Annotated in this window: 10 protein-coding genes; 5 read left to right on the forward strand and 5 right to left on the reverse strand. The window is 61.2% G+C overall.

The features are described from left to right. Positions 1-2 precede the first annotated feature (2 nt). The 5 genes from HY26_RS07540 (at position 3) to HY26_RS07560 (ending at position 6,906) form a co-directional block, all read left to right on the forward strand. Positions 3-1,373, forward strand: coding sequence for an NAD(P)/FAD-dependent oxidoreductase (locus tag HY26_RS07540; protein WP_112073275.1), 1,371 nt, complete (start codon positions 3-5; stop codon positions 1,371-1,373). Beyond that, entirely contained in the window at positions 1,370-2,188 is an 819-nt protein-coding gene (locus HY26_RS07545; RefSeq protein ID WP_158531446.1) for a DUF1365 domain-containing protein, read from the forward strand. Before HY26_RS07540 ends, HY26_RS07545 begins: the two co-directional genes overlap by 4 nt. A gap of 122 nt (positions 2,189-2,310) precedes the next feature. Further along, the gene (locus HY26_RS07550; RefSeq protein WP_112073277.1) at positions 2,311-4,104 is read left to right on the forward strand and encodes an arylsulfatase; all 1,794 of its coding nucleotides are present in this window, start codon (positions 2,311-2,313) and stop codon (positions 4,102-4,104) included. A gap of 90 nt (positions 4,105-4,194) precedes the next feature. After that, positions 4,195-5,232 carry a glutathione S-transferase family protein gene (locus tag HY26_RS07555; protein WP_112073278.1) on the forward strand — a complete coding sequence of 346 codons (1,038 nt, stop codon included), beginning with the start codon at positions 4,195-4,197 and terminating at the stop codon, positions 5,230-5,232. Between the two features lie 12 nt (positions 5,233-5,244). Then, positions 5,245-6,906 carry a sulfatase gene (locus HY26_RS07560; RefSeq protein ID WP_199288544.1) on the forward strand — a complete coding sequence of 554 codons (1,662 nt, stop codon included), beginning with the start codon at positions 5,245-5,247 and terminating at the stop codon, positions 6,904-6,906. 4 nt (positions 6,907-6,910) lie between these two features. Here HY26_RS07560 and HY26_RS07565 read toward each other — a convergent pair whose 3' ends face one another. The 5 genes from HY26_RS07565 to HY26_RS19000 all read right to left on the reverse strand — a co-directional run. Further along, positions 6,911-7,807 carry an SUMF1/EgtB/PvdO family nonheme iron enzyme gene (locus HY26_RS07565; protein ID WP_233351562.1) on the reverse strand — a complete coding sequence of 299 codons (897 nt, stop codon included), beginning with the start codon at positions 7,805-7,807 and terminating at the stop codon, positions 6,911-6,913. After that, complete coding sequence (locus HY26_RS07570) at positions 7,804-8,409, reverse strand: TetR/AcrR family transcriptional regulator (protein ID WP_112073279.1); 606 nt, start codon at positions 8,407-8,409, stop codon at positions 7,804-7,806. Before HY26_RS07570 ends, HY26_RS07565 begins: the two co-directional genes overlap by 4 nt. A 136-nt stretch (positions 8,410-8,545) precedes the next feature. Then, positions 8,546-9,007: a DUF1330 domain-containing protein gene (locus tag HY26_RS07575; protein ID WP_034767171.1), complete on the reverse strand. Its 462-nt coding sequence runs from the start codon at positions 9,005-9,007 to the stop codon at positions 8,546-8,548. 87 nt (positions 9,008-9,094) lie between these two features. Continuing rightward, positions 9,095-12,364 carry an error-prone DNA polymerase gene (locus HY26_RS07580; protein ID WP_112073280.1) on the reverse strand — a complete coding sequence of 1,090 codons (3,270 nt, stop codon included), beginning with the start codon at positions 12,362-12,364 and terminating at the stop codon, positions 9,095-9,097. After that, positions 12,361-13,465, reverse strand: a 1,105-nt coding sequence (locus HY26_RS19000) for a DNA polymerase Y family protein (RefSeq protein ID WP_158531447.1), incomplete at its 5' end; no start/stop codon positions are given. The genes HY26_RS07580 and HY26_RS19000, both read right to left, overlap by 4 nt.

Raw genomic sequence — 13,465 nt, forward strand, 5'->3', positions numbered from 1 at the left:
CCATGCCATTTGATGTCGCCGCACCTGCCAGCCGCCATACTGCGGACACATCAGAAGGCCGCCGCCCCAAAGTCGCTATCATTGGAACAGGCATTTCAGGCCTTTCCGCTGCATGGGCCCTTCAGAACACCTGTGACATCACAGTGTTTGAGAAGGCGGACCGGATAGGTGGTCATACGGCGACAGTGATTGTGGATGCACCGGAGGGACCAGTTCCCGTGGATACCGGGTTCATCGTTTTCAACGAACCAAATTATCCGAACCTCACGGCACTGTTTGAACATCTGGGAGTGCGCGCCAATCCCACCCAAATGAACTTTTCGGTCTCCATTCCGGATGAGCGTATGGAATATGCCAGCCATGGCATGGAAGGGCTGTTTGCCTGGCGCCGGAACATGGCCAGCCCGCGCTTCTATTTGATGCTGAAGGATATTTTGCGCTTTCATGCGGCGTCATACGAACTGGCAAAATGCGAACGGGGCCGGTCGATTGGGGAGTATGTGGCCGAGGAACGTTATGGCCGCGCTTTCGTGGACTATCACCTTTTGCCCATGGCGGCGGCGATCTGGTCCTGTCCGGTTTCGATGATCATGGATTTTCCGGCGGCAAGTCTCGCTCGCTTCTTCGTCAATCATGGCCTGGTCAGCGTCCGCCCGCAGTTCCCGTGGCAATCCGTCGATGGCGGCAGTGCGTCTTATCTGGAGCCGCTGACAAAGGGGTTTGCGGATCGCATTCGCTGTAGCGCAGGCATTCGCTCTGTGAAGCGGACCGGGAGTGGCGTCCGAATCGATTTCGAGACAGGGGCGCATGAAGACTTCGATGAAATCGTTTTTGCCTGCCACGCACCCGACGCTTTCGCGCTGCTGGAAGACGCCGACGAAACGGAGGCCGGTATTCTGTCTCGTTTCAGAACTCAGCCGAACCGCGTTATCCTTCACCGCGACAAGAGCCTGATGCCTGAGCGGCGTGCGGCGTGGGCGGCCTGGAATTATCGCGCCAAGCGAAGCGACTCTCTTGAGCTGTCGGTGACTTACTGGATGAACAGCTTGCAGCGGATCGAGACCAACACGGATTATTTTGTCACGCTAAATCCGGAACAGGAGCCTGCCCCAGAGAAGGTAGAGCGGGAGTTCGTTTACAACCATCCTGTCTTCGATGGTCCTGCCATGGATGCGCAGCGGGAAATCTGGTCCATCCAGGGCCGCCGCGGCACATGGTATTGCGGGGCGTGGCAAGGGTACGGTTTCCATGAGGATGGAATCCAGTCCGGCCTGGCGGTCGCTGAACTGCTGAGCGACTGGAAACGGCCCTGGGCTTTCGATTACCGGCAAGAGCGCCTTTCGCGTGCGGACGCCGGAAGGGTGCCTGCGTGAAACAACCGGCGCAATACTATACGGGGCAGGTGAGTCACAGGCGGTTCGGTGAGGTCTCGCATGTTTTGCGCTACCGGATTGCCTATCTCCTGCTTGATCTGGACCGGCTGGAGGAAGCGGGACGTCTGGCGCGCTTCTTCAATATTGGCAAGCGCGGCCTGATAAGTTTCGACCCGCGGGATCATGGAGATGGCGATACTGAGGACTTGGGGACCTGGGTTCGTACATTCGTCGCCCTCCAGGGTGTCCAGGAAGATGTGTCCAGAATTGAACTCCTGACTCTACCGCGGATGTTCGGCTATGTGTTCAATCCCGTCTCGGTCTATTTTCTCTACGATCAGGCAGGGGAGGTACATCATGTGCTCTATGAAGTCGGCAACACCTTCGGTGAGCGGCATTTTTATCTTTGTGCGGCAGACCTGAGTGACGGGCTTTGCCGGCATGAGTGCGACAAGGCCTTCTATGTCTCTCCCTTCTTCGATCAGCGCGGCCGCTACGAATTTACTGTCCGGCCACCATCCGACAAAGTCGCGCTCTCGATATCCTATCGTGACAGCGGAATGGATCGGATGTCCGCGCATCTCGCCGGGAAGGCAAAGCCAGTCACGACAAGAACCACGCTTGGATTATTGGCAAAATTTCCGTTCATGACGCTGGGCGTCATCGCAGGAATCCATTGGGAAGCGTTCAAGCTGTTTTTGAAAGGCGCCCGTTACCACCGGCACGGTCCAGAACGCCTTGCACCTGGCGCAAGCCTGGGACGCGAAACTGCGAAGCCGCCGAAGTGGACGCACTCCAGCGACCCGGCTGTCTGACCTCAGCGTATCCTGAATTTCAGAATTTACACCGATATTTTCTCAGCGGTGTTCAGCCCCGACTTTGACAAAAGATCAAACAGATGACATTTCGAGTGTCATTATATGAGTCAGGGGTAGACATGCCGGATTGGAAAGCGAGCGGTATCGTTCGGAAAAGTTTCGTATGGCTGGGTGGGGGGATCACCGCAGCCATCGCTTTCTTCGGTACAGGCCTGGCCGCCGAGGCCCAATTGGAAGATACGCGGCCCAATATCGTCCTCATCCTGGTCGATGATGCGGCGTTGATGGACTTCGGCATCTATGGCGGAGAGGCGCGTACACCGAACATCGACGCGCTCGCCGCGCGCGGCGCCATGTTCCGGCGGCATTATTCATCTCCGCTCTGTTCGCCCTCGCGGGCCATGCTCCTGACCGGCATGGACAATCACATGACCGGCATCGCAACGATTCCCGAAGTGCTGCCGAAGGAACATGTCGGTCAGCCCGGCTACACGATGCATCTTGAACCGGGCGTCCTGACTCTCGCAGACAGGCTGAAGACGGCCGGATACCGGACGCTGATGTCCGGTAAATGGCATCTCGGCAGCGGCGCGGGTGACCTGCCCAACGCACATGGATTTGACCGGTCTCTGGCACTGGATGCATCCGGTGCCGATAACTGGTCGCCTAAGCCTTACATGCCGTATTATCAAAAGGCGCCCTGGTATGAGGATGGAGCGCCTGCGGAGCTGCCGGACTCTTTCTACTCGTCCACCATGATCGTCGATCACATGATCGATTACCTCGATGAGGGCGATCAGGATCAGCCATTCTTTGCCTATGTGGCATTCCAGGCAATCCACATTCCAGTCCAGGCGCCTCCGCAACTGACCGCAGGATATGATGGTATCTATGACCAGGGGTGGAATGCGCTGCGGATCGCGCGTTGGCAGAAGGCGAAAGAGATCGGCTTGATTCCTGAGAGTGCGCCGCTCGCCGATATGCCGGAAGAGATGCGCGCATGGAACGATCTCTCCCCGGACGAACAGGCCCTCTATGCGGCCCGAATGCAGGTGAACGCCGCCATGATGGAGGCCATGGACATCGAGATTGGCCGGCTCATGGAGCACCTTGAGCAGACCGGTCAGTATGAAAATACAGTCTTCGTCGTGACGTCCGACAATGGACCGGAACCATCGCGCGGCGATGAAGACATCCGCTTGTCGATCTGGATGAAGATGCATGGCTATCACATCGGCATCGATGGCATCGGGGAGCAGGGAAGCTGGGGCTTTATCGGTCCGGAATGGGCGATCGCGGCGGCGTCCCCCAATAACATGTTCAAATTTCTTGGATCGGAGGGCGGCCTTCGCGTGCCGCTGGTCATGGCGGGGCCCGGCGTGCCGGAAGGAGAGACCGTCGATGCCCGGACGGTTGTGACGGATATCGCGCCAACCTTGCTGAAATACGCGAGGATTGAAGCACCGGATAACATGATGACCGGGCGCAGCCTGGGGCCGATACTGTCCGGTGCACAAGCAACGGTTTACCAGCCGGACGATGTGATCGGAATGGAAGTATCTGGCAATTCCGCCATCCTGAAGGGCCGCTGGAAGATCACCCGCAATCAGAAGCCACATGGCGACGGCCAGTGGCGCCTGTACGACATCGAACAGGATCCGGGAGAGACAAAGGATCTGAGCGAGGACGAGCCGGATGTCTTCGCGGACATGCTGGATGAGTATCAGGCTTACAGCAAGCGTGTCGGCGTTCTGGAAGTGCCGGAAGGCTATAGCTCTTTGAGAGAGATCACGCGCAATACAATGGCGCGTCAGTTCAAGGCCTACTGGCCACAACTGCTGGTTCTGCTCATCGGCGTCATCACGATTGCCGGCTTCCTAGTCTACTTCGTCCGGCGCCTCATCCGGCGTTGACCCGGCGATCTTCTATTGACCCGGAAATAAATGACAGGAAGAGTGCCAATAAATAAGTGAAAAGACCCGGCACGCGGGCAGGGAGGAAACATGGACGTCATACCTGACGATCGCCTGAAGCTGATGGGCGCGCCCGGTTCGCCGTATACACGCAAGATGCTGGCTTTGTTGCGGTATCGCCGGATTCCCTACGCGGTTCTCTGGGGCGGGCACCAGAATCCTCCGCCGGGCCTTCCGCAACCGAAGGTGAAGCTGTTGCCGACTTTCTATTTTCCTGATGGAAGCGGTGATGTTGAGGCCGTTGTCGATTCCACACCCATCACCCGCCGGTTGGAACGGGACTATGCCGGCCGGAGTGTCATTCCGGAAAATCCGGCACTCGCTTTCCTGAATGAGTTGATCGAAGATTATGCGGATGAATGGCTGACCAAGGCCATGTTCCACTATCGCTGGTATTTCGAAGCAGACCGCGACAATGCTGCGCCTTTGCTCGTCTACTGGTCCCTGCCGACGCTTGCCGCGCCGGATGCGCAGAAAATGGCGGACATGTTCAGTAAACGGCAGACTGAGCGGCTTTATGTTGTCGGCTCGAATGACGTCACCGCGTCGACCATTGAATCCAGCTATCTCCGCTTCATCGACCTTCTGGATGCCTTGTTGCAAGGCGCGGGCTACGTGCTCGGCGCACGGCCCTCTTCAGCAGATTTCGCAATTTATGGACAGCTCACGCAGCTCGCCATCGTGGAGCCGACCTCTGCAGCTTTGACAAGCGCGCGTTCAGCTCGGGTCAGGGCCTGGCTGGACCGGGTGGAAGACTTGTCCGGTATAGAGCCAGAAGACGGTGACTGGTTTACCCGTGAGAAGGCGGAAGATCGGCTTAAGCCGTTGCTTCGCGAAATAGGCCGGGTCTACCTCCCGTTCCTCAAGGCCAATGCCGCGGCTGTCATCGCCGGGAAGTCCGAGTTTGAAACGGAAATAGATGGTCAGGTCTGGAAACAGCCGACATTCCCGTATCAAGCCAAATGCCTGAAGCATCTACGTGAAGAAGCCACTGCGCTTCCCGCAGCCGTTCAGGGTGAAGTCAAGCAGATTCTGTCCGGTACGGGCTGTGAAGAATTGCTCAGTTAGGCGCAGGCAAACATGCTGAAAAAAATTCTCATCGCAATTGCCACGCTTCTGGTCGCTATTGCCGGACTTGCCTGGTTCAACAAAAAAACCGTGATCCTGTTTCTGGTTTCACATACCGGCCGAGTGGACGTGGCGCCTAAACAGGAGATTGCCTGGGATCAGGGGCCAGAAGGTCGGCAGGCCGACAAATTGGAAGGCCCACCGAACATCGTTTTCATCGTGGCGGATGATCTGGGCATCAACGACATCTCGACGTTCGGCGGCGGCGTGGCAGGCGGGCTTGTTCCCACCCCGAACATCGACCGACTTGCTGCGCGAGGCGCGATATTCCAGCAAGCTTATGCTGGCACAGGAACCTGCGCGCCTTCTCGTGCGATGCTGATGACCGGGCGCTATCCGACCCGTACAGGTTTTGAGTTTACGCCAACGCCGGCCGGCATGGGAGGTATCGTTTCCAGGATTGGAAACGACATGGACAACGGTCTTCCTCCGATCCTCTGGAACAAGCAGGCGGATGAGGGCAGTGTGCCGTTTGAAGAGCAGGGCTTGCCGGGCGAAGAGGTGACTGTTGCTGAGCTGTTGAAACAGGCTGGGTATCACACGGTCCATATCGGCAAATGGCACCTGGGGCGCAGTGAGGAGTCGCGCCCAACCGCGCAAGGATTTGATGAAAGCTTACTGATGGCGAGTGGCCTTTATCTTCCGGGCGATGATCCGGATGTGGTCAACGCCAAGCTTGACTTCGATCCCATTGACCAATTCCTCTGGGCACGCATGCAGTACGCGGCATCGTTCAATAACAGTGAATGGTTCGAACCGGGTGGATATCTGACCGATTACTGGACCGACGAGGCCAGCAAGGTGATTGAGGCAAACCGTAACCGCCCGTTTTTCCTCTATCTGGCTCATTGGGGTGTGCACACACCGCTGCAGGCCACTCAGGAAGACTATGATGCCGTGGGAGACATCCAGCCGGAGCGCTTGAGAGTCTATGCGGCGATGGTGCGTGCGCTCGACCGGAGTGTCGGCCGCATCATGGATAAGCTGGAGGAAGAGGGGCTCGCGGACAATACAGTCATCGTCTTTACGTCAGACAATGGCGGCGCGGGGTATATCGGCTTGCCGGAGGTGAATGCCCCATACAGAGGGTGGAAGATCACCCTGTTCGAGGGTGGAATTCGAGTGCCGATGTTTGTTTCCTGGCCCGGAAAAATTGCCGCTGATACCACGATAGAGACCCCCGTGGCGCATGTGGATCTGATGCCAACCCTGGCCGCAATCGCGGGGGCGGTCTTGCCGGCGGGTGTGGAGATTGATGGCGAAAACCTTCTGCCAGAAGCGACAGGGAGCGGGCACGTTGAGCGGCAGGATGATGCGATCTTCTGGTCCAGCGGATACTACCGTGTCGTACGCGCTGGCGACTGGAAGCTGCAAGTAAATGGGCGGCAGGAGAAGTCCTGGCTGTTCAATCTGGCGGATGACCCTACGGAGCAGGTAAATCTCGCGGATTCCATGCCGGGCAAGGTGGCACAGCTTCAGTCCCTGATCGATGCGCATTGGGCGAATGCGCGGGAGCCTCTTTATCCTTACATCGTGGAGAGCCCGATCATGGTCGACAAGACTGCGGCAGACCGGTTCGAGGCTGGGGATGAATATATCTACTGGCCAAACTGACCGATCAGGGCTGCACATCCCGGGCGATACGGAAGCCGATGTGATTTGACGAGAAATCGGTCTCCTCCGGCTGGCGTGCGGCTGGGCGGTACCGGCGGCAGAAATTCTCTGCGCACAGATAGGAGCCGCCCTTGATCGTGTTCGTTCCGGGGCCGTAGGGCGTGTCTGTCCACTCCCACACGTTTCCGATCATGTCGAACATGCCGGCTTTGTCCGGACCGAAACACCCGACCGGCGAGGTGCCCTTGAAGCCATCAGCACCTGTATTGGCGATGGGGAAGATGCCCTGCCAGGTGTTTGCGATTGGCCCACCGCTTTCGGTATATGCACCGGAGTTGGAGCGCGCCGGATCAGGCAGGCCGAGAGATGCTGCATATTCCCATTCGGCCTCTGTCGGCAGCCTGCCATCGGCCCACTCGGCATAGGCGTGGGCATCTGCGAGAGATACATGAACGACCGGGTGGCGTTCACGCCCGGCTATACTGGATCCCGGGCCTTCCGGTGACTTCCAGGTTGCCCCGGAGACGAGCTTCCATGGGTATTTCCCGATGGAGCCTTCCGCAGACTGGAACACAGCAGAACCTGCACCTACTCCGCCAGCCGCTGCGCTACGTTCCGCGTCGGTTACATAACCGGTTGCTTCAACGAAGCGAGCGAACTCGGCATTCGTTACTTCATGAGACAGCAGGTCAAATGCATCTATGTGCAAAGTAAGGGGGGGGGACTCTTCCGGATAGACCGGATCCTTTCCCTTGTCGAAAGATCCGGGTCCGAATGATATGAATGTGTCCAGTGCGCCAGGCGCGAGGCCACATGTCTCGGATGACGTCTTCTGATCAGATGGTCCACTGCAGGCAGTGGCCATCACAGCCGCAAGTATGAGACTGTGCGTCAGCTTCATTCTGCAGCGGCGATGAGCGCATCCAGCATGGCTTCGAGAGTCGCGGTGGCCTTGGCCCGTGAGAATTCCTGGTCCTGACGCAGGCGCCGCCAGGTGTCGAAGCTCAGCGCAACATCAAAGGCGAGTTTCAGCGGTTCATTTTCCAGCACTTCCTTGGGAAGTGCGAGGGACAGCGCAGCCGTTTCGTGCGCCACAAACCTCTTGTGATTGGCCATCAGGAATTCTGACCGGAAGCGCCGGACGCGGGCGCAGATCCGGACGGGCATGATGTCTTCGAAGATGCGGATGCGGCGCCCCATCATCTCCTTGACGCGATCCTGCCACGCTTCCGTTGTCAGAGGCTTGGCGATCTCGGGCAGGATGCGGGCCTCCATCTGTCCGGACATCTCGCGGTAGAGCGTGTCGACATCGTCGAAATGGCGGAACACGGTCCGGAGGCCAACGCCGGCCCGTTCCGCAATGCTGGCTACGCTCGGGTCGTAGTCACCCTCGCGAACCAGTTCCATCATGGCGGTCACGATTTTCTGCCGGTTGCGTTCAGACCTGAGCCTGCGGCCATCCGAGACGTGGGTTTCGTCTTGCGTGGTCTGGTCTGTCGCCATGTCTATTTCCCTGCCAATGCTATCGGACGCTGAAAGCAAGCCGAATGCCGTCAATTATCCCCACAATCAGAAGTCCAGAATAGACAGGTTGGGTCTTGAGGAAAGCTTCCCGCTGCTGACGAAACTGCGCGAAACGTCATTTTTGCTCCTGAATCAGGTTTTTCGCCCATGGGGACTCCTGCTGAGCTGCGGGTAAGACAGTTTCGATGTTCAGTTGCCCCTTCAGGCCAGCGGAGCGGTGGACGGCAGCTTCGCGCCATTCCTCCGACAGGGACATGCGCACCATGTCCGCGCGGGTGGGATACATGGCGATGGCGACTTCGTCCCAGAGCTCCTCCACTTCGCCGAGCGCGAGGAAGGTGACATCCGCGGCGAAGACCGCCCGCCCGCCGAATTTCGGCAGGATATCGGCCACCGCCCGGCCGTAGATCATGTAGGCATCGCGTCCGGAAAGGTCCGTCTCGCGGCCATCGTCATACTCGGCTTTTTCCTTGAATTTCAGTAGGTTGACCATGAATATCGGGCCGTCAGGGCCTTTCTCCAGCATCTGTGTCATGCGGGCGGGGTCGGATGGGAAAACTTCGTTCCGGACATCCATGGGCATTGCCTCCGATTGATGTGTTTCGGGAAGCCTAAATAATTGACATAAGGACTGTCAATATATTTCGGGCCGCAGGTCGCCCGCTTAATGGAAATCCCGGCTCGGCGGGATGACGCGGACATTGCGCGGATGGCGCCCGCCAGAGGGGCGCCTGGCGGGGCCCTTGCGCGGCGCCACAGGCCGGCGGACCTCGTCCGGCCGCGCCAGCACCCCGTTCAGCGGATCACGCAGCACATCTTCCGAAAGCAGGGACAGGTCCTCCGTACAGTCGATCAGCCGCTCGGCCACGATATGGGTGACATTGTCGGCAGACTGGACCCGGCCGACCACATGCAGAATCCGCGCACGCATCACGACCGGACGGAACCGTTCCAGCACGCGCGGCCAGACGACCAGGTTCGCAATCCCGGTTTCATCCTCCAGCGTGACGAAGACGACCCCGCTGGCAGATCCGGGCCGCTGGCGCACCAGAACGAGGCCGGACGTCTCCACCCGCTGGCCGTTCCGCCGCCCGGTTGCCTCGGCGGTGGAGACAATGCCCCGCCGCGTATGCGCATTCCGCAGGAAGTGCATCGGATGGCCCTTCAGCGACATGCGATTCGTCTGGTAATCCTGCAGCACATGCTCCGATGGCGGAACCTGTGGCAGCTCCACGTCCGCCTCCGCGCCCTGTTCGGCGAGGTCGGCCGCCGCAAACAGGGGCAGGGCATGGCCCGGCGCGTCGCCGCGGATCTTCCAGAGGGCATCGCGCCGCGACAGGCCCATGGAACGGAAGGCATCCGCCGCCGCCAGCCGTTCCAGCACGGCGCGCGTCAGCCGGGCCCGGCGTGTCAGTGCGTCCGGGCTGGCATAGCCTGCGCCCCGGTGCAGCATCAGCTGCTCCATGTCGGCCTGCCGCAATCCGTCCACCTGCCGGAAGCCGAGGCGCACGGCGAACAGGCCGGAGGCATGCTCCACCGGCTCCAGCGTATTGTCCCAGTCGGAATGGTTCACATCCACCGGGCGGATCTCGACGCCATGCTCCTGCGCATCCCGCGCCAGCTGGGCCGGGGCGTAGAAGCCCATGGGCTGGCTGTTCAGGATGGCGGCGCAGAAAATGTCCGGATGGTGACATTTCAACCAGGACGATACATAGACGAGCAGCGCGAAGGAGGCCGCGTGGCTTTCCGGGAAGCCGTATTCGCCAAAGCCCTTGATCTGCTCATAGCAGGACCGGGCAAAGGCCGGGTCATAGCCCCGATCGATCAGGCGCGAGACCAGCATCTCCTCGTAATTGTGGATCGTGCCGAGGTGGCGGAAGGTCGCCATCGCCCGGCGCAGGCCGTTCGCTTCATCGGGCGTGAACTTTGCTGCATCGATGGCGATCTGCATGGCCTGTTCCTGAAACAGGGGCACGCCCTTGGTGCGCGCCAGGATCTGCTCCAGTTCGTCCGGCGGGCCGTGTTCCGGGGCGGGGCTCGGGAAGCGCACGGGTTCCGTTCCGTTCCGGCGGCGCAGATATGGGTGCACCATGTTGCCCTGGATCGGGCCGGGCCGCACGATGGCCACCTCGATCACGAGATCATAGAAGACGCGCGGGCGCAGGCGCGGCAGCATCGCCATCTGCGCGCGGCTCTCCACCTGGAACACGCCGATACTGTCGGCCCGGCACAGCATGTCATAGGTCGGCTGATCGTCGGGTGGAATGCTGGCCAGCGTATGGTGGATGCCCTTGTGGCTCTCCAGCATGTCAAAGGCCTTGCGGATACAGGTCAACATGCCCAGCGCGAGCACATCCACTTTCATGATGCCGAGCGCGTTGATGTCGTCCTTGTCCCATTCGATGAAGGTTCGCTTATCCATGGCCGCATTGCCGATGGGCACGGTCTCGGTGAGGGGGCCCTGCGTCAGCACGAAACCGCCGACATGCTGGGACAGGTGGCGCGGGAAACCGATCAGCTGCCGGGTCAGGAGGACGGCGCGGCGGATCAGCGGGCTGCGCGGGCTGAGCCCCGCCTCGACGATGCGCTTGTCCGGCATGGCATCGTTCCAGCTACCCCAGACGCCATTGGCCAGCGCGCTGGAAATATCCTCGCTGAGGCCGAGCACCTTGCAGACCTCGCGCACAGCGGAGCGGGAGCGGTAGGAAATCACCGTTGCCGTCAGGGCGGCGCGGTGGCGGCCATACCGTCCGTAGACATACTGGATCACTTCCTCGCGGCGCTCATGCTCGAAGTCGACATCGATATCCGGCGGCTCCCGCCGCTCCCGCGACAGGAAGCGTGCGAACAGCAGCTTGGTCAGCGTCGGGTCCACGCTGGTAATGCCGAGGCAGTAGCAGACGGCGGAGTTCGCCGCAGAGCCGCGCCCCTGGCACAGGATATCCTTGCTGCGTGCCCAAGCGACGATGTCGTGCACGGTCAGGAAGTAGGGCGCATAGGAAAGCTCCTCGATCAGGGCCAGCTCTTCTTCCAGCTGCCGGGAAACCTGATCCGGAATGCCATCCGGATAGCGGCTTGCCGCGCCCTCCCAGGTCAGCTTTGTCAGATGGCTTTGCGGCGTTGCGCCGGAGGGAACGGGTTCGTCCGGATATTCATAGGCCAGTTCGTCCAGGCTGAAATTGCAGCGTTCCGCGATCGCCTGCGTCTGTTCGATAGCGGCTTCGAAGCCTTGGAACAGGCGGGCCATTTCGGCGGGGCTCTTCAGATGCCGTTCCGCGTTCGCTTCCAGCCGGTAGCCTGCGGTGTCGATGGTGCAGTGTTCGCGGATACAGGTCAGCACGTCCTGCAGCGGGCGGCGGTCCGGCGCGTGGTAGAGCACGTCATTTGTGGCGACCAGCGGCACGCCGGCACTGGCGGCGAGCTCCGCCAGCCGGGCGATACGCTCGCGGTTGCGGCCGGAATAGGTGTAGCGCGCGGCAAGGTAAGTGCGGCCCGGCGCGGCGGCGGCGATTTCGCGCAGCGTATCGGAAAATTCCGCAGGCGGAACAGCAGGTGGCATGACGATCAGCACCTGTCCCTCGCTGGCGGCAAGGATGGTCTCCAGCGTCAGATGGCACTCGCCCTTCGGTACGTCCGGTTTCATCTTGCCGTCTGACAGGAGGCGCGACAGGCGGCCATAGGCCGTCCGGTCCATCGGGTAGGCCAGGATCTCCGGTCCCTCCAGCGGCACCAACCGTGCCCCGACCAGCAGCTTCAGCCCGGCCTCCTTCGCGGCGGTATGCGCCCGCACGACCCCGGCCAGCGTGTTGCGGTCCGCGACCCCGATGGCCGACAGGCCCAGCTCGGCGGCCCGCTGCACCAGTTCGGCGCCATGGCTCGCTCCCCGCAGGAAGGAGAAGTTCGTCGTCACGGCGAGCTCTGCGTACCCGCTCATGCCAGCAGCCCCTGCATGAACCAGTCCGGGTGGCTGCCGCGCCTGTCATCGTAGAGGCCTTCGCGGAAGATCCAGTAGCGATGCCCGTGCTCGTCCTCGACGCGGTAATAGTCCCGCGCGCGGGGCATGGCCTGGACCCCGCTGCCGGGCGTCGGCAGGTGGGTCCACCATTCCGGCGCGATCCGCTCGGGCCCGTCGGCCTTCACCACGCGGCGCACCACCCGGCGCCAGACGAAGCGCAGCGGCGGCCCGTCCGGTACTTCGGCGACGGCATCGATCGGCTCGGGCCGGTCCAGCATACGGATGGGGCGCAGGCCAGGCAGCGTGTCGGGCGGAGGCGGGGTGTCCTCGGTCAGCTGGCCGGTGAAGGGCACGCGACGCTCGGCCATGTCCGGTGGGTGGCGGGCCTCCGGCTGGATGATCATGACACGGGCCTCGCCTAGTCGTGCCTGGATCCGGTCTGCGAGCGCGGAAAGCATGCCTAAGTCCGTTATAGTCATGGCAAGATCAGCGGATAATGGCTGGCTTCCGGCCTCCATGGGGGCGGTTCTGAGGGCTTCCAGCAGCAGGAGGTCGATGCCGAAACCGGGGTCAATCCGGTCCAGCCGCTCCCGGAAAAGGCGCAGCACATGGGCCGGTTTGCGCACCGGCCGCGCCATGTTGACGGTCAGGCTGCGCGTCTCGCCATCGGAACGAAGTGCATAAAAAACAAAGCCTTGCGCGCCGAGTCCATGGGCCGACAGCTTCGCGCACAGCTCCTCCGTCAGGCGGCTCAGGCCCTCGCTGATCCCGGCGCTGTCGCTCAGCGGTTCCGGGCAGGGCAGGCGGGCGGCATAGTCCGGCGGCGCCCGCAGCGGGGCAAACGGCTCGGCCCGCGCACCCAGCGCCTGATCCAGCCGCAGCATCACCGCCTCCACCGCTTCGCGGGACTGGAAGCGCCGGGAAAGTGCTTTGCGATCAATGCTATAGAGCTGCCCGATCCGCGTCAGGCCAAAGCGGCGCAGCAGGGTCAGCACGGGTCCTGACAGCCGCAGCGCCCGCACCGGCAGCGCCGCCAGCCCCGTCCGCTCGGCCCCTGACGGCAGGATCACCGGCGCCCCG

Source organism: Hyphomonas sp. GM-8P, assembly GCF_003263315.1.
Lineage (GTDB): Bacteria > Pseudomonadota > Alphaproteobacteria > Caulobacterales > Hyphomonadaceae > Hyphomonas.